We start from the raw sequence: 20575 nt of genomic DNA on the forward strand, positions 1-20575 counted from the left end.
CCGTGACGGCGGGCACGTCGCATTGTCGGTGGGGTGGGGCAGTATGGGGCGAATGAGCGAGGAGAGCCTTCCTGACGACGCCCGCGCGGAGTACGCCGACGAGCTGCCGGAGTACGCCGAGCGGGTCCTCGACGTCGCGGAGATGATCCCGGCCGGACGCGTGATGACGTACGGCGACGTCGCCGAGTGGCTCGACGAGGGCGGCCCGCGTCAGGTCGGCCGGGTGATGTCCCTCTACGGCGGCGGTGTCCCCTGGTGGCGGGTCGTCCGCGCGGACGGTCTCCTGCTCCCGGGGCACGAGCTGGAGGCGCTCGGCCGCTACCGCGCGGAGGGCACGCCCCTGAAGGAGGCCGGCCGGGCCGCCGACGGCCACCTGCCGCGCCTCGACATGAGACGCGCGCGGTGGGACGGCGAACGCGCGAAGGGTCACACCTGACAGCTTCCGCCATCGGACGCCCGCGCGGGCACCGCGTGATCCGTACGGGGGAAACAGGGCACGCCCCCGGCATGACGTACGTTCGAGGGGCAAGGGACGCGCGGGTCCGGTGAGCCGCGAGGAAACAACCGGAAGCTCCGCTTCCGACCCCTCCGTCGGCGTACCGTCGGCCGCACGGACCCCCTTCACCATCCCGCCACCGCCGCCCGCACGCGACGGTCGGCCGACCAGCAAACCCACCAGGACCGGCGAACCACGTGAGCTCCTCTTCCTCCACCCGTCGCCTGTCGCACCCCCAGGTGCGCCAGGGGAACCGTGGCGCTTACCGGCTGGTCCGAACGCCGCCGGCGGAAGTGGATCCCCCTCGTCTGGACGCCGCGCAGCGCGCCGTGGTTGACCACCGCGCCGGCCCACTGCTCGTCCTCGCGGGCCCCGGCACCGGAAAGACCACCACGCTCGTGGAGTCCGTCGCGGCCCGGATCGAGCGCGGAGCCGACCCCGAACGCATCCTGGTCGTCACCTTCAGCCGCAAGGCGGCCGTCGCACTGCGCGACCGCATGGCCCTGCGCATAGGGGCGGCCCGCGCGCCCCGTGCGACCACCTTCCACTCGTTCTGCTACGCCCTCGTCCGCGCCCACCAGGACAGCGACCTGTTCGTCGAACCGCTGCGGCTGCTGTCCGGCCCCGAGCAGGACGTCACCGTGCGTTCCCTGCTGGAGGGCGAGCCGGACCTGGAACGGCTCGGCCTCGCGCACGTGCGCTGGCCCGACGAACTGCGCGCCTGCCTGACCACCCGCGGCTTCGCCGACGAGGTCCGCGCGGTGCTCGCCCGCAGCCGCGAGCTGGGTCTCGGCCCCGACGCGCTGGACGCCTTCGCCCGCCGCATCGGCCGCCCCGACTGGCGCGCCGCCGCCGCCTTCCTCGCCGAGTACCTCGACGTCCTCGACCTGCAGGGCGTCCTCGACTACGCCGAACTCGTCCACCGCGCGGTCCTGCTCGCCCGCCGCCCCGAGGTCGCCGCGCGCCTCACCGCCCAGTACGACGCCGTCTACGTGGACGAGTACCAGGACACCGACCCCGCCCAGGTACGGCTGCTGCACGCCCTCGCCGGCGACGGCCGCACCCTCGTGGCCTTCGGCGACCCCGACCAGTCGATCTACGCCTTCCGCGGCGCCGACGTGAACGGCATCCTCGACTTCCCGCGGACCTTCCCGCGCGCGGACGGCCGCCCGGCCTCCGTCGAGGTCCTGCGTACCTCCCGCCGCTCCTCCGCCGCCCTGCTGGCCGCCACCCGGCTGCTGACCCAGCGCATGCCGCTGACCCGCCTGCCGGCCGACAAGGTGCGCGCCCACCGGGAGCTGAACCCGGTCAGGGACGGCGGACGCGTCGAGGCGTACACGTACCCGACGCCCGGCACCGAACTGGACAACGTCGCCGACATCCTCCGTCGCGCCCACCTGGAGGACGGCGTTCCCTGGAGCGAGATGGCGGTCCTGGTCCGGGCCGGCGCCCGCACCATCCCGACGGTCCGCCGCGCCCTGACCGCGGCCGGCGTCCCCCTGGACATCGACGGAGACGACCTGCCGCTGCGCCACGAACCCGCGGTCGCCCCGCTGCTGACGGCGCTCCGCGCGGTGGCCACCGCGGAGGCGGGCCGGCGACCGCGGTCCGACGGTGACGGCGGTCCCGGTGAAGGCGGTCCCGGTGACGGCGCGGGTCCCGAAGACGGCGAGCGACCCGAAGACGGCGCGCGTTCCGAACGTGACCCGTCCGATGAGCCCGAACAGGACCCGTCCCCCGGGCCCGAACAGGACCCGTCCCCCGGGCCCGAACGAGACACCTCCGACGGTTGCGAACCGGAGTCCGTCTGGCTCGACACCGAGACCGCCCTCACCCTGCTCACCTCCCCCCTCGCCGGCATGGACGCCGCCGACCTGCGCCGGCTCGGGCGCGCCCTGCGGGACGAGGAACGCGCCGCGGGCAACCCCGTGCCCCCGCCCTCGGACACGCTGCTCGCGCGGGCGCTCGCCGAACCCGAGCGCCTGGTGGCGCACGACCCGGCGTACGCGCGCGGCGCCCAGCGGCTAGGCGCGCTGCTGCGCAAGGCCCGTGAACGCCTCGCGGGCGGCGGCACCGCCGAGGAGGCTCTGTGGGACCTGTGGGAGGGCACGCCCTGGCCCGCGCGTCTGGAACGCGCCGCCCGGCGCGGCGGCGCGGCCGGTCGCAACGCCGACCGCGACCTGGACGCCGTGTGCGCGCTGTTCGCCACCGCCGCCCGCGCGGAGGCACGCACCGGCGGCCGCGGCGCGCTGAACTTCCTGGAGGAACTGGCGGCCGAGGACATCGCCGCCGACACCCTCACGCGGCGCTCCGTACGCCCCGACGCGGTCCGGCTGATGACCGCCCACCGCGCCAAGGGCCTCGAATGGCGGCTGGTCGTGGTGGCGGGCGTGCAGGAGGGGCTGTGGCCGGACCTGCGCCGCCGCGGCTCCCTGCTGGAGGCCGACCGCATCGGCCGCGACGGGCTCGCCGAACCGCTCACCCCAGGGGCGCTGCTCGCCGAGGAACGCCGCCTTTTCTACGTCGCCGCCACCCGCGCGCGCGAGCGCCTCGTCGTCACCGCTGTGAAGGCGCCCGCCGACGACGGCGACCAGCCCTCCCGCTTCCTGACCGAACTCGGCGTCGAACCCAGGGACGTCACGGGCCGCCCGCGCCGTCCGCTGTCCGTCGCCGCGCTCGTCGCCGAACTGCGCGCCACCACGGTCGACCCGCGCGTCTCGGAGGCGCTCAGGCAGGCCGCGGCCCGCCGGCTGGCCCGGCTCGCCGCCCTGTCCGACGAGGACGGCCGCCCGCTGGTCCCCTCCGCGCACCCCTACCGGTGGTGGGGCATGTTCGAACCCACCGAGTCCAAGGTGCCGCTGCGCGACCGCGACCAGCCCGTCGTCCTGTCCGGCAGCGCCCTGGACCAGCTCGCCAACACCTGCGCCCTGCAGTGGTTCCTCGGGCGCGAGGTGAAGGCCGACGCGCCCGCCACGGCCGCCCAGGGCTTCGGCAACGTGGTGCACGTCCTCGCCGACGAGGTCGCCTCCGGGCGCACCCCGGCCGACCTCGCCGTGCTCATGGAGCGCCTCGACTCGGTGTGGGACGCGCTCGCCTTCGACGCGCCCTGGAAGTCGGCGCAGGAGAAGGAGCACGCGCGCGTGGCGCTCGAACGCTTCCTGAAATGGCACGTCACGGACCGTGGCGGACGCACGGCGGTCGCCGGCGAACACGAATTCGACGTCACCCTCGGCGCGGGCGAGTACGAGGTGCGCATCCGCGGCTCCATGGACCGCGTCGAGGCGGACGGCCAGGGACGCGCCTACGTCGTCGACTTCAAGACCGGCAAACAGGCGCCCAGCGCCGCCGACGTGGCACGCCACCCGCAGCTGGCCGTCTACCAGCTCGCCGTGCGCGAGGGCGCCGTCGACGAGGTCTTCGACGGTGTGCGCCCCGAGCCCGGCGGCGCCGAACTCGTGCAGCTGCGCCAGGGCGCCGCCAAGCGCGACGGCGGCGAGAGCCTGCCCAAGGTGCAGACCCAGGAGCCGCTGGAGGGGGAGTGGGCCGGCGAGCTGCTGGCCACCGCGGCGGGCAAGGTGCTGGACGAACGGTTCACCCCGACGGCGGGCCAGCACTGCACGCACTGCGCGTTCCGCGCGTCCTGCAGCGCCCGCCCCGAGGGCCGGCACGTGGTCGAGTGACGCCCGTGTGACCAGTCGCACCCCACGCGCCCACCTGCGCTTTCACCGGCGCGGGGGGCGATCCGGCACCCGCTGTCAGTGGTCGCCGCTAGCCTCTCTCGGGTGTCCGCACGCATCACCGATCCCGAGCAGCTCAAGGAGCTCCTCGGCATCCCGTTCACCCCGGAGCAGACGGCCTGCATCACCGCGCCGCCCGCCCCGCAGGTGATCGTGGCCGGAGCCGGGTCCGGCAAGACCACGGTGATGGCGGCACGCGTGGTCTGGCTGGTCGGCACCGGGCAGGTCGCCCCCGAACAGGTGCTGGGCCTCACCTTCACCAACAAGGCCGCGGGCGAACTCGCCGAACGTGTCCGCAAGGCCCTCGTCCGGGCCGGCGTCACCGACCCCGACGTCATCGACCCGGACAACCCCCCCGGCGAACCGGTGATCTCCACCTACCACTCCTTCGCCGGCCGCCTGCTGACCGACCACGGCCTGCGCATCGGCCTGGAGCCCACGTCCCGCCTCCTCGCCGACGCCACCCGCTACCAGCTGGCCGCACGCGTCCTGCGCGAAGCCCCCGGCCCCTACCCGGCGCTCACCCGCTCCTTCCCCGACCTGGTCGGCGACCTCCTGACCCTCGACTCCGAACTCGCCGAACACCTCGTACGCCCGGAGGACCTGCGCGCCTGGGACGCCGGGCTGCTGCGCACCCTGGAGAGCGCGAAGCTCACCAACGCCGACCTGCGCAAGGTCCCCGAGACGGCCGCCGCCCGCCGGGAACTGACCGAGCTGGTCCTGCGCTACCGGGCCGCCAAGCGCGAGCGGGACCTGCTCGACTTCGGCGACCAGATCGCCCTCGCCGCCCGGCTCGCCCGGCTGCCCGAGGTCGGCCGCCTGCTGCGCGAGGAGTTCCGCGTCGTCCTCCTGGACGAGTACCAGGACACCTCCGTCGCCCAGCGCGTCCTGCTCGCCGGCCTCTTCGGCGGCGGCACCGGCCACCCCGTGACCGCGGTCGGCGACCCCTGCCAGGCCATCTACGGCTGGCGCGGCGCCTCCGTCGCCAACCTCGACGACTTCCCCGAGCACTTCGCCCACGCAGACGGCCGCCCCGCCACCCGCCAGGCGCTCAGCGAGAACCGCCGCAGCGGCGGCCGCCTCCTCGACCTCGCCAACCGCCTCGCCGAGCCCCTGCGCGCCATGCACGCGGGCGTGGAGGCCCTCCGCCCGGCCCCCGGCGCCGAACGCGACGGCCTGGTCCGCTGCGCGCTGCTGCCCACCCACGCCGAGGAGATGGACTGGCTCGCCGACTCCATCGCCCACCTGGTGCGCACCGGGAAGGCGCCCGGCGAGATCGCCGTGCTGTGCCGCACGGCCACCGACTTCGCCGAGATCCAGGGCGCGCTCGTCGCCCGCGACGTCCCCGTCGAGGTCGTCGGCCTGTCCGGGCTGCTGCACCTGCCCGAGGTCGCCGACCTCGTCGCCGTCTGCGAGGTCCTCCAGGACCCCGGCGCCAACGCCTCCCTGGTCCGCCTGCTCACCGGCCCCCGCTGGCGGATCGGCCCGCGCGACCTCGCCCTCCTCGGCCGGCGCGCGCGGCTTCTGGTGTCCCACGCGCGCACCGGCGCCGACGACGACCCCGACCGCAGGCTCGCCCAGGCCGTCGAGGGCGTCGACCCGGCCGAGGTGATCTCCCTCGCCGACGCCCTCGACACCTTCCTGGAGACCCCGCTGGGGGGCGGCGGGGACGACGACGGCCTGCCCTTCTCACCGGACGCGCGCGTGCGCTTCGCCCGCCTCGCCGCCGAGCTGCGCGACCTGCGCCGCTCCCTGTCCGACCCGCTCATGGACGTCCTGCACCGCGTCCTCGCCGTCACCGGCCTGGAGGTGGAGCTGTCGGCGTCCCCGCACGCCCTCGCCGCCCGGCGCCGCGAGACCCTGTCCAACTTCCTCGACATCGCCGCCTCCTTCGCCGCCAATGAGAACGAGGCCTCCCTCCTCGCCTTCCTGGGTTTCCTGCGCACCGCCGCCCAGTACGAGAAGGGCCTCGACAACGCCCTGCCCGGCGGCGAGAACACCGTCAAGGTGCTCACCGCCCACCGCTCCAAGGGCCTGGAGTGGGACGTCGTCGCCGTCCCCGGCCTGGTCGCCGGCGCCTTCCCCAGCGGGCAGGGCCGCGAGAAGTGGACCGCGCAGGCCAAGGTGCTGCCTCACGAACTGCGCGGTGACGCCGACACCCTCCCCGACGTCCAGGAGTGGGACTCGCGCGGCATGAAGGCCTTCCACGAGGCCATGAAGGACCACCAGCACACCGAGGAACTCCGCCTCGGCTACGTCACCTTCACCCGCCCGCGCTCCCTGCTCCTCGGCTCCGGCCACTGGTGGGGCCCCACCCAGAAGAAGCCGCGCGGGCCCTCCGACTTCCTCCGGGCGCTGTACGACCACTGCGTCGCCGGCCACGGCGAGATCGAGGCCTGGGCCGACGAGCCCGCCGAGGACGCGGAGAACCCCGCCCTGCACGCGGCGACCGCCGAGCAGCGCTGGCCGCTGCCCCTGGACGACGCCGCCCTGGCCCGCCGCCGCGCCGCCGCCGAGACCGTCCTCGCCCACCTCGACGCCCTCGGCTCCCACGAGGACGGCCACGGCGCCGCCGTACCCGACCCCGGCGCGTACGAGGATCCCGACTGGCCACCGCCGCCCGACGACGAGGACTTCCCGGAGGACGGCGGCGGACACGGTCCCGAGGACGACGACGGCCACGACCCGTACGACGAGCCGGAGGGCACACCCGACCCGGTCGGCCCGGATGCCTGGGACCGAGCCGGCCCGGCCGTCCCGCACCAGGCCACGGCCCCGCACGACGCCATGGACCGCCCCGGACGCCTCACCCCGGAGGAGACCCGCACCGTCGCCTCCTGGGACCGCGACCTCGACGCCCTGACCGGGGAGCTGCTGCGGGCCCGGCAGTCCGTCACCGAGGTCCCGCTGCCCGCGTCGCTGACCGCCTCCCAGCTGATCGCCCTCGCCGCCGACCCGGACGGTTTCGCCCAGGAACTGGCCCGCCCCATGCCCCGGCCGCCGCAGCCCGCCGCCCGCCGCGGCACCCGCTTCCACGCCTGGGTGGAGTCCCGTTTCGAAGAGCTGACCCTGCCCATGCTGGAACCGGACGAGCTGCCCGGCGGCGACGCAGAGATCGCCGACGAACAGGATCTCGAAGCGCTCAAGGACGCCTTCGAACGCACCGAGTACGCCCGCCGCACGCCCTACCGCGTCGAGGCGCCGTTCCAGCTCGCCGTAGCGGGCCGCGTCGTACGGGGCCGTATCGACGCCGTCTACCGGGACGTCGACGGCGAGCGGACCACGTACGAGATCGTCGACTGGAAGACCGGCCGCACCCGCGACGCCGACCCCCTCCAGCTCGCCGTGTACCGGCTCGCCTGGGCCGAGCAGCAGGGCGTGCCCGTGGAATCGGTCACGGCCGCGTTCGTGTACGTGCGCACCGGCGAGGTCGTCCGGCCCGAAGGGCTGCCCGGACGCGCCGAATTGGAGCGGCTGCTGCTGGGCGAGGAGCCGCCCGGTGACGAATCGCACGACCGGGCGGTCACCGCGGGCCGATAGGCTCGTGACCATGAGCCAGACCCCGGACAGCGCCGTCCGCGCGTACATCGACCAGCACCGCGCCGCCTTCCTCGACGACCTCGCCGCATGGCTGCGCATCCCCTCGGTGTCCGCCCAGCCCCACCACGCACCCGACGTGCGGCGCAGCGCCGACTGGCTCGCCGGAAAGCTCAGGGAGACCGGGTTCCCCGTCGCCGAGGTCTGGTCGACCCCGGGCGCCCCCGCCGTCTACGCCGAGTGGCCCTCCGCCGACCCCGAGGCGCCCACCGTCCTGGTCTACGGCCACCACGACGTCCAGCCCGCCGCCCGCGAGGACGGCTGGGACAGCGACCCCTTCGAGCCGGTGATCCGGGAGAACCGCCTCTACGCGCGCGGGGCCGCCGACGACAAGGGCCAGGTCCTCTTCCACACCCTCGGCGTCCGCGCCCACCTCGCCGCGACCGGCCGCACCGCCCCCGCCGTCCACCTCAAGCTGCTGATCGAGGGCGAGGAGGAGTCCAGCTCCCCGCACTTCCGCGCGCTGGTCGAGGAGCGGGCCGACCGGCTCGCCGCCGACGCCGTGATCGTCTCCGACACCGGCATGTGGTCCGAGGACACCCCCACCGTGTGCACCGGCATGCGCGGCCTGGTCGACTGCGAGATCCGCCTGTACGGCCCCGACCAGGACATCCACTCCGGCTCCTTCGGCGGCGCCGTCCCCAACCCGGCGACCGCCGCGGCGCGCCTCGTCGCCGCCCTGCACGACGAGCACGCGCGCGTGGCGATCCCCGGTTTCTACGACGGCGTCGTCGACCTCACCGACCGCGAGCGCGAACTCTTCGCCGAACTGCCCTTCGACGAGGAGCGGTGGCTGCGCACCGCGCAGTCCCGCGCCACCCACGGAGAGGCCGGCTACACCACCCTGGAGCGGGTGTGGGCCCGCCCGACGGCGGAGGTCAACGGCATCGGCGGCGGCTACCAGGGCCCCGGCAGCAAGACGATCATTCCTTCCTCGGCGATGGTGAAGCTGTCCTTCCGGCTGGTCGCCGGCCAGGACCCCGACCACGTCCGCAAGGCCGTCGAGGCCTGGATCGCGGACCGGGCGCCCGCCGGAATCCGGTACGAGACCGAGTTCTCCCCGGCCACGCGGCCCTGCCTGACCCCGCTGGACCACCCGGCCCTGCAGTCGGTGGCCCGCGCGATGGGCCGCGCCTTCGGAAAACCCGTCCGCTACACCCGCGAGGGCGGCTCCGGACCCGCCGCCGACCTCCAGGAGGTCCTCGGCGCGCCCGTCCTGTTCCTCGGCGTCTCCGTTCCCTCCGACGGCTGGCACGCCCCCAACGAGAAGGCGGAGGTCGACCTCCTCCTCAAGGGCGCGGAAGCCGCCGCGTACCTGTGGGGCGACCTCGCCGAGCACTGGCGTCGTGGGAGCTGACCGCCGCACGCCGTCCGGGGCGGCCTACCGGCCGGGGCACACTGGAAGAACCCCGTCGAACCGCCCGGCCCCGGCCGCTCCGGCCGCCTCACGCCCTCGTCCCTCCGAACCGCCGTCGAATCAACCGTTCCACCGGGGGAGTTGGAAGCACCCGTGACCACCTGGACCGACCACACCGCCGACCGCCCCATCTCGCTCACCGCCCCGAGCGGCATCGACCGTGCCGCGCACCACCGGCTCGACGAGGCCTGGCTCGCGGCGGCGTGGAGCCACCCCACGACCCGCTGCTTCGTGGTTTCCGGCGGCCAGGTCCTCATCGACGAGACGCCCGACGGGCGCACCGAACTCGTCATGACCCCGTCCTTCGAAGCCCCCCTCACCGAGGCGCACCGCTACTTCCTCGGCATCGACGAGGACGGCGTCAGTTACTTCGCCCTCCAGAAGGACGCGCTGCCCGGCCGTATCGACCAGTCCGCGCGCCCCGCCGGACTGCGCGAGGCCGGACTGCTGCTCTCCCCCCGCGACGCGGGCCTGATGGTGCATGCGGTGGGGCTGGAGAACTGGCAGCGCACCCACCGCTTCTGCTCCCGCTGCGGTGAACGCACCGTCATCGCCGCGGCCGGGCACATCCGCCGCTGCCCCGCGTGCGGCGCCGAGCACTACCCGCGCACCGACCCCGCCGTGATCATGGCCGTGATCGACGAGAAGGACCGCATCCTGCTCGGTCGCCAGGTCCACTGGCCCGAGGGCCGCTTCTCCACGCTCGCCGGCTTCGTCGAACCGGGCGAGTCCGTCGAGCAGTCGGTGCGCCGCGAGGTCTACGAGGAGGCCGGCGTCACGATCGGCTCCGTCGAGTACGTGGCCAGCCAGCCCTGGCCGTTCCCGTCAAGCCTGATGCTCGGCTTCATGGCCCGCGCCACCTCCACCGACATCGACGTCGACGGCGACGAGATCCACGAGGCCCGCTGGTTCTCCCGCGACGAACTCGGCGCGGCCTTCGAGTCCGGCGAGGTGCTGCCCCCGTACGGCATCTCCATCGCGGCCCGGCTGATCGAGCTCTGGTACGGCAGGCCGCTGCCGACGCGCGGCGTCTGACGGGGACGGCCCGGCGCCGCCGGTCAGGGCAGCAGCGGCTGGCCCTCCCCGGCGGCGGCGATGTGCTCCGGCCGGACCGCGTCCTCGCCGTACTCCGCGGCGAAGGCCATCACCCGGCCGAGCGGTGAGTCGGGAGGCGGCGGGCCCTCGCTCACGGTGCCGCCGAGCATCATGGCGCCGAAGGCGGCGCCCACTTCCCGGGGATCGTCCATGTCCATGCGGACACCCTGGGCACCGGCACTGACAACGGCCCCGGTCGGCGGTGTCGCCGGCCGGGGCCGTCGCGTCGTGCGCGGGGTGGATCAGACGCCGAGGGCCTGCTTCACCTGGGCGAGGCTCGGGTTGGTCATCACGACCGCGTCTCCGCCCGCGGAGGGGACCACCTGCACCGTGGGAACGGTCTGGTTCCCGCCGTTGGCCTTCTCGACGAAGGCGGCGGACTCCGGGTCCTGCTCGATGTTGATCTCGGTGTACGCGATGCCCTCGCGGTCCAGCTGGCTCTTCAGCCGCCGGCAGTAGCCGCACCAGGTGGTGCTGTACATCGTCACAGTCCCCAGCATGTCTTCTCGCTCCTTCGCGGTGCCCGGGTCGGGGTCGTCGACTCCTGCAACATACGGGAGTGCACCACCATTCCCGAGGGTGACCGCGTGACTCCTGTCGCATTAGTACGACCGCGAGGGGCTCCCTGTGGACAACGGGCTCAGCCGTCCCGGGCGACCTGGCAGCATGGCCGTGTGACAGCAGCAACGCACACCACCCTCATCCCGCCCGTACCGGACTCGGCCGACGCGGTGCTCGAAGGGCTCGACCCCGAACAGCGCGAGGTCGCCACCGCGCTGCACGGCCCGGTGTGCGTACTGGCCGGCGCGGGCACCGGCAAGACCCGCGCGATCACCCACCGCATCGCCTATGGCGTGCGCGCCGGAATCCTGCAGCCTTCCAGCGTGCTCGCCGTCACCTTCACCAACCGTGCCGCCGGTGAGATGCGCGGCCGGCTGCGCCAGCTCGGCGCCACCGGCGTGCAGGCCCGCACCTTCCACTCCGCCGCACTGCGCCAGCTCCAGTACTTCTGGCCGAAGGCCGTCGGCGGCTCCATGCCTCGGCTGGTCGACCGCAAGATCCAGCTCGTCGCCGACGCGGCCGCCGCGTGCCGCATCCGTCTCGACCGGGGAGAGCTGCGGGACGTCACCGGGGAGATCGAGTGGTCCAAGGTCACCCAGACCATTCCGGCCGACTACCCGCTCGCCGCAGCGAAGGCCCGCCGTGAGACGCCCCGTGACGCGGCGGAGATCGTGGCGATCTACTCCGCCTACGAGGACGTCAAGCGGGACCGCGGCGTCATCGACTTCGAGGACGTGCTGCTGCTGACCGTCGCCGTCCTCCAGGACCGCAACGACATCGCCGAGCAGGTCCGCGCCCAGTACCAGCACTTCGTCGTCGACGAGTACCAGGACGTCAGCCCCCTGCAGCAGCGGCTGCTGGAGCTCTGGCTCGGCGACCGGGACAACCTGTGCGTGGTCGGCGACGCCAGCCAGACGATCTACTCGTTCACCGGAGCGACCCCCGACCACCTGCTCGACTTCCGCGTCCGCCACCCCGGCGCCACCGTCGTCAAGCTGGTCCGCGACTACCGCTCCACCCCGCAGATCGTCCATCTCGCCAACGGACTCCTCGGCCAGGCCCGCGGCCGCGCCGCCGATCACCGGCTGGAACTGGTCTCCCAGCGCCCCGCCGGCCCCGAGCCGGTCTACACCGAGTACGCCGACGAGCCCGCCGAGGCCGAAGGCGCCGCCCACCGCATCCGCGAACTCCTCAACGCGGGCTTCCCGGCCGGGGGGATCGCCGTCCTGTTCCGCACCAACGCCCAGTCCGAGACCTACGAACAGGCCCTCGCCGACGCCGGCATCCCCTACCAGTTGCGAGGCGCCGAGCGGTTCTTCGACCGCCCCGAGGTGCGCAAGGCCGGCATCGCGCTGCGCGCGGCGGCCCGCTTCGGCGGCAACGACGCCCTCCTCGAGCAGGCAGTCGACCTGCCCTCCCAGGTCCGCGCGGTGCTCTCCGGAGAGGGATGGACGACCTCGCCCCCGGCCGGCTCCGGTGCGGTGCGCGAACGCTGGGAGTCCCTGGCCGCGCTCGTCCGCCTCGCCGAGGACTTCGCCGCGGCCCAGCCCGGCGCCACCCTCGCCGACCTCGTCGCGGAACTGGACGAGCGGGCCAGTGCCCAGCACCCGCCGACCGTGCAGGGCGTCACCCTCGCCTCCCTGCACTCCGCCAAGGGCCTGGAGTGGGACGCCGTCTTCCTGGTCGGGGTCGCCGAGGGCATGATGCCGATCACCTACGCCAGGACCGACGAACAGATCGAGGAGGAGCGCAGACTCCTCTACGTCGGCGTCACCCGCGCCCGCTCGCACCTCCATGTCTCCTGGGCGCTGTCCCGCTCGCCCGGCGGGCGCCCCAGCAGACGCCCCAGCCGCTTCCTCGACGGACTGCGTCCCGGCTCCGGGACGGCCACGGGCCGCACCGGCACGGCCGGTGCCGCGGGAGGCATCGAGCGCGGCCACGGAGGAGTCCTCGGGGCCGGCGGCGGCACGGGCGCGGGTGCGCGGCGGCGGACCCAGCGCACCCCGGCGCGCTGCCGGGTCTGCGGGCGCACCCTCACCGACGCCGGCGAGATGAAGCTGATGCGCTGCGAGGACTGCCCCTCCGACATGGACGAGGGTGTCTACGAGCGGCTGCGCGAGTGGCGCGCGGTCCAGGCGCGGCGCAGCGGCCAGCCCGCCTTCTGCGTCTTCACCGACAAGACGCTCATGGCGATCGCCGAGAGCGTCCCCGACGACGCGGGGGAACTGGCCCGTATCCCGGGCGTCGGAGCGCGCAAGCTCAACCGCTACGGAGCCGACGTCCTGGCCATCTGCGCAGGCCAAGAGGTCGGGGCGGAAGAAGGCGGCGACTGATGCCAACTCGTCGAAAAAATAGTTTGCGCATGCCCCGGCAATCCCCATAGGTTCTTAGCCACGGGGACGGCGGCCTTCTCTGAGGCCCTGACTCCGTGTTGTACTTGCATATCCGTCGGACCGGCTTCACCCCGGTCCCCCTAGACGCCGAGAGGAGGCGAGTCCAGTGATCAGCATCAACACCAGCTTCAGCAGCGCGGCCAAAATGACCGATCGCTCGACCGTCTCCCTGTGCATGCTCGGCGTCTCCAACCCGGGCACCGGTCTGTCCGGCATTCGTGCCGTCCGTCCGGCGTCCTCCGTTGCTCTCGCGGGCCTTCCCGTCCGCGAGCGCGACGAGCGACCGACCAAGGCACTGGAAGCGGCAGTAGTGGCACAGGCCCAGGCCTATGCCTTTGCGGCGGCCGGTGCCGGATTCCGGAAGCAGACGACGCAGCACCACCTGATGTGGGCCTTCCGTGGGCCAGAACCCTGGAGTGATCCAGCCTGACGCGATCAGGCCGGCGCCTTCAGGGCCGCGGAACCCCATCCGGGATCCGCGGCCCTTCTGTTTGTCCCGAACGGGACGGCAGAGCGAAGGGGCCTCGGGACAAGAAAAGAACCCGGTACCAGCCGCCACCCGGTCGACCCCGACCGGAACGACCAGACGAGGAAGACGACCCCGTGCAACTCGAAGCGCACGCCCCGTCCGTACCGCCTTCCGAGACGATCCCCCCGCCCGGCCTCACGGAGGACTCCGCCTTGACCCCCCTCACCGCGCTCACCGCGCTCGACGACGCCATCGAGAACCTCGGCGTACCCGTCCCCTGCCGCTCCTACGACCCGGAGGTCTTCTTCGCCGAGTCGCCCGCGGACGTGGAGTACGCCAAGTCCCTGTGCCGCACCTGCCCGCTGATGGAGGCCTGCCTCGCCGGCGCCAAGGAGCGGCGTGAGCCCTGGGGCGTCTGGGGCGGAGAGCTGTTCGTCCAGGGTGTCGTCGTCGCCCGGAAGCGGCCGCGTGGCCGCCCGCGCAAGAACCCGGTCACAGCATGAACACCGCAGGCACGATCGACAGCCCCCTCACGCACGACCCCCAGAAGCAGGCCCCGATGAAGCCGTCCACCCATGAGCCCACCGGCTCCGCGACCTCAGACGTCATCACCACCGGCGCGAACGACTCGCGTCAGAACAGGAACCGCGAGATGCAACTCATCCAAGAAGCCCTGGCTCGTGCGCATATGCACGACCGGCTGCACGACGCCCGGCAGGAGCGCCGGGCCGTGAGCCTGGTGGCCGCCCGCCGGATGCAGCGCCGGGCCGAGCGCGCCTCACGGCGCGCCCGGCGCGCGCTCGCCATCGCGGTCATGCAGTAACGCTCACGCCCTCACACCGAAGGCTCCCCGCGGGGGCCGGCCCGTCCGAACGGGCCGGCCCCCGCGCCGCGTTCGGCGTGTCACCCCTCCGCCGCCGTCTCGTCCTCGGCGAGACCGCCGGGGCCGGCCGCGTAGTCCTCGTCCTCGTCCTCCGCCACGAAGCCGGGCAGCCATGCCTCGAGTTCGTCGCGGAGACGGACCGTCGCGCCCAGCTGGCACAGGACGCCGATGGTGCTGAGGGTCACGCGATGGATCAGGAGATACGCCGGCGGCAGGTTGAGCTGCTTGCCGAGCTGGTGGGCGGGGGAGCGAGGGTCGGCCACCCGGGCCGCCTGGCTGCGCATCCAGCCCCGGGTGAAGGTGAACTCGTCGGCCTGGGCCGGTTCGATGATCGGCAGCAGATAGTCGAGCACGGCGTCCGGGTCCAGCTCTATGGTCTCCTTGACGAAGCCCTCAGCCCTCAGCAGGTCGTAGACCGCCTCCGCGTCGCCGTCCAGGGTCATCCGCAGGGAGTCGCCGATCGGCGTCGGCAGGCCGCCCGGCAACCGGTCGACCGTGCCGAAGTCCAGGACGCCGAGGCGCCACTCCTCCTCGCCGTCCGCGGTGCCGGGCAGCAGACGGAAGTTGCCGGGATGCGGGTCGGCGTGCAGCAGGCCGGTGCGGGCCGGGCCGGAGAACAGGAAGCGGGCGAGGAGCTGACCGGCCCGGTCGCGCTGCTCCTGGGTGCCGTCCGTGATGATCTCCGACATCGGGATGCCGTCGATCCACTCGGTCACCAGCACCTCGTCGCACTGGTGGACCACGGCGGGCACCACGACGTCGGGATCGCCCGCGAACTCCTCGGCGTGGGTCTGCTGGGCCTGGGCCTCCAGGCCGTAGTCCAGTTCCTCGGAGACGCGGTCCCGCAGCTCCGAGATCAGGGGCTTGATGTCCATCCCCGGGATCAGGGGGCCCAGCAGGCGGGCGAAGCGGCTGAGTTGGCCCAGGTCGGAAAGCAGGGCCTCGCCCGCTCCCGGGTACTGCACCTTGACCGCGACCTCCCGGCCGTCGTGCCACACCGCCCGGTGCACCTGACCGATCGAGGCCGCCGCGGCCGGCTTCTCCTCGAACTCCAGGAACAGCTCACGCCAGTCCTCGCCGAGCCGCTCGGCGAGGACCTGGTGCACCGTGCGCGTCGGCATCGGCGGCGCCGCGTCCTGGAGCTTGGTCAGGGCCGCGCGGTAGGGACCGGCGACCTCCTCGGGCAGCGCCGACTCGAAGACGGACAGGGCCTGCCCGAACTTCATCGCACCGCCCTTGAGCTCGCCGAGCACCTTGAACAGCTGCTCCGCCGTGCGCTGCTGCAACTCGCGGCCGACGATGTCCGCCGACTCGCCGACGATCCGCTTGCCGAGGCCCCAGGTGGCCCGCCCGGCGATCCCGAGCGGGAGCGCGGCGAGCTTGGCGGTCCGGGTGACCGCCTTGCGGGGAAGATCAGACATGCGCCCTCCAAGTCCCAGCCGGCCGCGCCGCGCCTGCCGTACGGCATAACTCGTTCGGCGACCGTTCCACCGCCATTGTCGCGTGTGCGTCCGCTTCCTCGACGGCCTGTTCCCCCTTTCCTCTCTCCGCCGCCCCGCACGGACATGCGGGATGCGGCCAGACCGGCCGCGGATGCCACTGCAGAGCGGGCAGCGACACCTCCCAGCGGGCGCCCGCGGTGGAGGGCGACCGGCCGTCGAGGAAGGTGAGCGCGTGCGCGGCCGTGAGGCCGGCGACCACGGTGGCCAGTGTCACGTCGCAAGGGCGGACGGACCGCTGCCTGCCCGAGCGCCACTGGGCGACCAGACGTGGCCAGACCGGGTCCCGGTCGGTCCGGTCCTCGTGCAGACAGCGGGCGCAGCCCGTCTCGCCCGGCAGGACCAGCGGGCCGACGATGCCGGTGGCCTCCACGACCCCGGCGTACAGATGCGGCGTACCCGAGGCGACGAGGGACTCCGCGGTCTCCGGGGCGGGCGCGTGCACGGCGACGTCGTCGCGCGGGGCGAGGATCACCAGGGAGAAGCCGGGATCCGTCGGCGGGGACGCAGTCCGGTCGGGCCCGCGGGGCGGGCGGTCGGGGGCGGCGGCGCGCACCGCCCGCCGGGCCGCCGCGTCCCGGCGTTCACCGACGGACTCGGCGGGCAGGCCGCCGGGGCAGACGTCCCACGGCTCCACGGTGCCGCTGTCGCGCACGTCCACCTCGCCGACGCCCGCGCCCGACAGGAGGGCGGCCACCGTCGCGCCGACCCGGCCGGCGCCGCGCACCTGCACCCGCAGGGAGCGGCGGGCGGCCAGGCGTCCCATCGCGTCGCCCGGCTCCGAGGTGGTGACCGAGAGGGTGGCGAGGTCGGGGCCGAGCCGGTCGAGGACGGCCTGCTTCTCGCGCAGGGCGTCCGCCTCCGGTCCGCCGCCCCTGGCGTCGTCGACGAGTCCGGCCCTGGCCAGTCGCCGCACCAGGGTGTCGACATGGCCGTCGGGCAGGTCCATGCTGCGGGCCTCCTCCCGCAGCAGGGGCAGTCCGCGGGTGCCGTTGAGCAGGTCGAGGAAGCTGCCCGTGGCGGTGTCCATCGGGCCGAGTGTCATCGCGTGCGCCGGTGTCATTCCGAACTGCACCGTGTTCAGGTCGCGCCAGCCGCGCCGGAGCGCGGGTTTCACCATCGGATGCATGCCAGGCCCCCGTATTGCCGTGGTCGGAGAGGATCGTGAACGTGCGGTGATGCCGGAGAGCTGCGAAATGTCCGGGTCGGTCCTGCCCGTTCGCGTTGCGCCGGCGAACTCCAGCATGCCCGGGCCGGTTGCGGGGCGTCGGAAGTTGTCCACAGGCGGTGAGGATCAGTCGTACGAATCAAACGGTCGGTGGGGGATCATGGCGGAACCGACTCGGAGCCGGGACTTCCCGCCCGCGCACCGGGTAACGTCGTGGCGTGCCCGCCGACCCACTGCACAGCGCCGGAAAGACACAGCGCAGCACGACGAGCCAGCCGCCGGGCGGCCCGGGGGCGAGCGTGATCGAGGTGCGCAGGAGCGCCCGGCGCCGCCGGACGGTCTCCGCGTACCGCGAGGGCGATCGCACCGTCGTGCTCATCCCGGCCCGGATGTCCGAGGCCGAGGAACAGCGCTGGGTGACCGTCATGCTCGACAAGCTGGCCGCCCAGGAGAGCAAGCGGGTGCTCGGCGACGCCGAACTCGCGGAGCGAGCCGAGCGGCTGTCGGCACAGTACTTCGGCGGGCGTGCCCGGCCGGCCTCGGTTCGCTGGGTCACCAACCAGAACACGCGCTGGGGCTCGTGCACCCCGGCCGAGGGCAGCATCCGGCTCTCGCACCGGCTTCAGGGCATGCCCGAGTACGTCGTCGACTACGTTCTCCTGCACGAGCTGGCACATCTGCTGGTGCCGGGCCACGGCCCCCGCTTCTGGCGGCTGCTGGAGGCCTATCCGCGCACCGAGCGGGCCCGCGGCTACCTGGAGGGGGTCGTCGCCGCCGACCGGCTGCCCCACCTGCCCGGCGCGCGCGCCGAGTGACGGGGCTTGTGTACCGGGTCTGTACCGACTTCATCCGTTCTCCAGGTTTGCGGTTAGCCTGACGCGACGCACTCGCACTCGGGATGGGGGACGGTCGTAACGCATGGCCAGGGACTTCCAACGTGGCCACAAGGCCAGGATCAGTGACCTCACCGCGGGCACGGATCTGTACATAGGCGTGCAGATCTCCGCCCCCGGACTGACCTTCGACATCAGTTGCTTCGGACTGGACGCCGACGAACGGCTCTCCGACGACCGGTACTTCGTCTTCTTCAACCAGCCGAAGTCACCCGAGGAGGCCATTCAGCTCCTCGGCCCGCAGGCGGGCGACACCGAGTCCTTCCGGGTCACCCTCGACCGGATCCCGCCGCAGATCCAGAAGCTGTCGTTCACCGCGACGATCGACGGCGACGGTCGGATGTCGCAGATCAACCCCGGGTGCATCCGCATCGTGGCGGGTGGCGAGGAAGTCGCGCGGTACGCGTTCGACGGCTCGGAGTTCTCCACCGAGCGCGCGGTGATGCTCGGCGACTTCTACCTCAAGGACGTGTGGCGTTTCGCCGCCGTCGGGCAGGGCTTCGACGGCGGGCTGGAGGCGCTGCTGAAGAACTTCGGCGGCGAGGTCGCCGAGGAGCAGCCCGCCGAGCCGCAGCCCCAGCAGCCGCAGGCCGGCGCCGCACCCGGTTTCGCGCCGCCCGCCTTCGCGCCCCCGGCCGCCCCCGCGCCTGCTGCCCCCGCGCCCCAGCCGGCGCCGGGCTTCGCACCGCCCCCGGCCGCCCCGTCGCCCTCCGTGTACGCGGCCCCGACGGTCGCCGCGCCCCTGGCCACCCCGCCCGCCGGAACCACCCCGCCTCCTGCGGCACCCGCCCCCCAAGGCGCCCCCTTCACGCCGCCCGGAGCGACGCCGCCCCCGGGTGGCCCCTTCACGCCCCCCGGCTCCGTGCCTCCCCCTGGCTCCGTGCCTCCGCCCGGATCGGTACCGCCGCCGGGCTCCGTGCCGCCCCCCGGCGGCCAGTTCGCCCCGCCCGGCGCACCGGCCTTCCCCGGTCAGGGCCAGCCCTTCGGCGGCGGGACGGGCCTCGCACCCGTGCCCCCGGAGGCGGGCCTGCGCGTCGTCCTCACGAAGTACGCCGAGGCCCCCGTGGGCGACCGCTGGACCGAGCAGAACCCGCAGCTGGTGCGGGCCACCCTCACCAAGGGCGCCAACATCCTCGCCAAGCAGGGCAGCATGGTCGCCTACCAGGGCGACATCGACTTCGCCCACAAGGGCTCCGGGCTGCTCGGCAAGCTCACCGGCCAGCTCACCGGCCAGGGCATGTCCCTGATGCGCTGTTCGGGTGACGGCGAGGTCTTCCTCGCGGACGAGGGCAGCCGGCTGTTCGTCATCCGCCTCCAGGGGGACCAGCTCTACACCAGCGCGCGCGGGGTGCTCGCCTTCGACGAGGCCCTGGACACCGAGATCCGGCGCATCGAGGGCGCGGGCCTGCCCGGCGGCGGCCTGTTCAGCATGCTCTTCTCGGGCACCGGCGCGGTCGTCGTCAAGACGCGCGGCGTGCCCGTCGTGCTGCCCGTGGGACCGGCGACCTACGTGGACGGCAATGCCGTGATCGCCTGGTCGGCGGGCGCGCAGGCCGTCACCACGACCTCGCTGCGGCTGCGCCGCTCCGGATACGCCCGGCACAGCTCGGAGGCCGTCAACCTCCAGTTCCGCGGCGCGCCCGGCAACTTCGTCGTCGTCCAGCCCTTCGAGGTGTGAGGCAGCACATGGACCTCCAGACACTCCACGCGCAGCGCTCCGCGGCCACCGGCGTCCGGATGAGCGTGCACAGCTCCAAGACCCTCAAGGTCACCATGGTCAGCGGCCAGGACCTGTACGCCAAGGCCGGCTCGATGATCGCCTACGACGGGTACGTGCAGTTCGAGGCGCCGCCCGGCAGCCTGCGCCGCACGGCGGAGGAGATGGTCACCGGCGAGGGCGGCAAGCTGATGCTGTGCCGCGGCGACGGCGAGCTGTACCTCGCCGACTACGGCGGCGACATCCTCGTCGTCCACCTCGACAACGAGGCCATCTCCGTCAACGGGCCCACCCTGCTGGCCTGCGACGCCTCGCTCCAGCTGAGCATCGAACCCGTCAAGGGCCTGGCCAAGCTCTCCGGCTCCGGCCTGACCAACCTCGTCGTCCGCGGCACCGGCTGGGTCGCCCTGGTCTGCCGCGGCGTGCCGATCTCGCTGGACTGCGCCGAGCGGGAGACCTACGTCGACCCGGACGCGCTGATCGCCTGGACCGACGGACTCGACATGAAGGCCCGGCGGACCATCAAGGCGAGCGCCCTGATCGGGCGCGGCAGCGGCGAGGCCTTCCAGATCGGCTTCAAGGGACAGGGCTTCGTGGTCGTCCAGCCCAGCGAGGACACCGGCGACCGCTTCAAGATCCGTGGCTGACCG

The 20575-nt window shown here is 73.6% G+C and carries 16 protein-coding genes; 12 read left to right on the forward strand and 4 right to left on the reverse strand.

Annotated features, from left to right (window positions below):
- The first annotated feature begins 52 nt into the window (after positions 1-52).
- From ACZ6KF_RS09235 to nudC, 5 genes are all read left to right on the forward strand, one after another.
- Positions 53-436, forward strand: coding sequence for an MGMT family protein (locus tag ACZ6KF_RS09235; protein ID WP_356626454.1), 384 nt, complete (start codon positions 53-55; stop codon positions 434-436).
- Positions 437-693: 257 nt separating this feature from the next.
- Entirely contained in the window at positions 694-4176 is a 3483-nt protein-coding gene (locus ACZ6KF_RS09240) for an ATP-dependent helicase (RefSeq protein ID WP_469237857.1), read from the forward strand.
- Positions 4177-4278: 102 nt separating this feature from the next.
- Positions 4279-7773, forward strand: a complete 3495-nt coding sequence (locus ACZ6KF_RS09245) for a UvrD-helicase domain-containing protein (RefSeq protein ID WP_469237859.1) — start codon at positions 4279-4281, stop codon at positions 7771-7773.
- A gap of 10 nt (positions 7774-7783) precedes the next feature.
- On the forward strand, positions 7784-9187 hold the full coding sequence (locus tag ACZ6KF_RS09250; protein WP_356626458.1) for a dipeptidase: 1404 nt from the start codon (positions 7784-7786) through the stop codon (positions 9185-9187).
- A gap of 153 nt (positions 9188-9340) precedes the next feature.
- The gene (nudC, locus tag ACZ6KF_RS09255) at positions 9341-10282 is read left to right on the forward strand and encodes an NAD(+) diphosphatase (protein ID WP_356626460.1); all 942 of its coding nucleotides are present in this window, start codon (positions 9341-9343) and stop codon (positions 10280-10282) included.
- Between the two features lie 23 nt (positions 10283-10305).
- Here nudC and ACZ6KF_RS09260 read toward each other — a convergent pair whose 3' ends face one another.
- Together ACZ6KF_RS09260 and ACZ6KF_RS09265 are read right to left on the reverse strand one after the other, a co-directional pair.
- Positions 10306-10500 (reverse strand): hypothetical protein, encoded by a 195-nt coding sequence (locus ACZ6KF_RS09260; RefSeq protein ID WP_469237861.1) that lies wholly within the window; start codon positions 10498-10500, stop codon positions 10306-10308.
- 84 nt (positions 10501-10584) lie between these two features.
- Positions 10585-10842, reverse strand: a complete 258-nt coding sequence (locus tag ACZ6KF_RS09265) for a mycoredoxin (protein WP_356626463.1) — start codon at positions 10840-10842, stop codon at positions 10585-10587.
- A gap of 174 nt (positions 10843-11016) precedes the next feature.
- Here ACZ6KF_RS09265 and ACZ6KF_RS09270 point away from each other — a divergent pair, with 174 nt between their 5' ends.
- From ACZ6KF_RS09270 to ACZ6KF_RS09285, 4 genes are all read left to right on the forward strand, one after another.
- Complete coding sequence (locus ACZ6KF_RS09270) at positions 11017-13236, forward strand: ATP-dependent DNA helicase UvrD2 (RefSeq protein WP_469237863.1); 2220 nt, start codon at positions 11017-11019, stop codon at positions 13234-13236.
- Positions 13237-13402: 166 nt separating this feature from the next.
- Positions 13403-13726: a hypothetical protein gene (locus ACZ6KF_RS09275; RefSeq protein ID WP_356626466.1), complete on the forward strand. Its 324-nt coding sequence runs from the start codon at positions 13403-13405 to the stop codon at positions 13724-13726.
- A gap of 173 nt (positions 13727-13899) precedes the next feature.
- Positions 13900-14268 carry a WhiB family transcriptional regulator gene (locus ACZ6KF_RS09280; RefSeq protein WP_030784068.1) on the forward strand — a complete coding sequence of 123 codons (369 nt, stop codon included), beginning with the start codon at positions 13900-13902 and terminating at the stop codon, positions 14266-14268.
- The gene (locus ACZ6KF_RS09285) at positions 14265-14588 is read left to right on the forward strand and encodes a hypothetical protein (RefSeq protein WP_356626467.1); all 324 of its coding nucleotides are present in this window, start codon (positions 14265-14267) and stop codon (positions 14586-14588) included. Before ACZ6KF_RS09280 ends, ACZ6KF_RS09285 begins: the two co-directional genes overlap by 4 nt.
- Before the next feature lie 80 nt (positions 14589-14668).
- Here the strand turns inward: ACZ6KF_RS09285 and ACZ6KF_RS09290 are convergent, their stop codons facing one another.
- Together ACZ6KF_RS09290 and ACZ6KF_RS09295 are read right to left on the reverse strand one after the other, a co-directional pair.
- The gene (locus ACZ6KF_RS09290; protein ID WP_356626468.1) at positions 14669-16069 is read right to left on the reverse strand and encodes an ABC1 kinase family protein; all 1401 of its coding nucleotides are present in this window, start codon (positions 16067-16069) and stop codon (positions 14669-14671) included.
- Positions 16062-17276 carry a TOMM precursor leader peptide-binding protein gene (locus tag ACZ6KF_RS09295; protein ID WP_356626470.1) on the reverse strand — a complete coding sequence of 405 codons (1215 nt, stop codon included), beginning with the start codon at positions 17274-17276 and terminating at the stop codon, positions 16062-16064. Before ACZ6KF_RS09295 ends, ACZ6KF_RS09290 begins: the two co-directional genes overlap by 8 nt.
- A gap of 257 nt (positions 17277-17533) precedes the next feature.
- Between ACZ6KF_RS09295 and ACZ6KF_RS09300 the strand changes: the two genes are divergently transcribed.
- The 3 genes from ACZ6KF_RS09300 (at position 17534) to ACZ6KF_RS09310 (ending at position 20572) form a co-directional block, all read left to right on the forward strand.
- Positions 17534-18130 (forward strand): M48 metallopeptidase family protein, encoded by a 597-nt coding sequence (locus tag ACZ6KF_RS09300; protein ID WP_469237866.1) that lies wholly within the window; start codon positions 17534-17536, stop codon positions 18128-18130.
- A gap of 103 nt (positions 18131-18233) precedes the next feature.
- On the forward strand, positions 18234-19886 hold the full coding sequence (locus tag ACZ6KF_RS09305) for a TerD family protein (protein ID WP_469175996.1): 1653 nt from the start codon (positions 18234-18236) through the stop codon (positions 19884-19886).
- Positions 19887-19894: 8 nt separating this feature from the next.
- On the forward strand, positions 19895-20572 hold the full coding sequence (locus ACZ6KF_RS09310; RefSeq protein ID WP_356626476.1) for an AIM24 family protein: 678 nt from the start codon (positions 19895-19897) through the stop codon (positions 20570-20572).
- Positions 20573-20575 lie beyond the last annotated feature (3 nt).

The sequence above is a fragment of the Streptomyces sp. NPDC046379 genome (genome assembly GCF_055587785.1).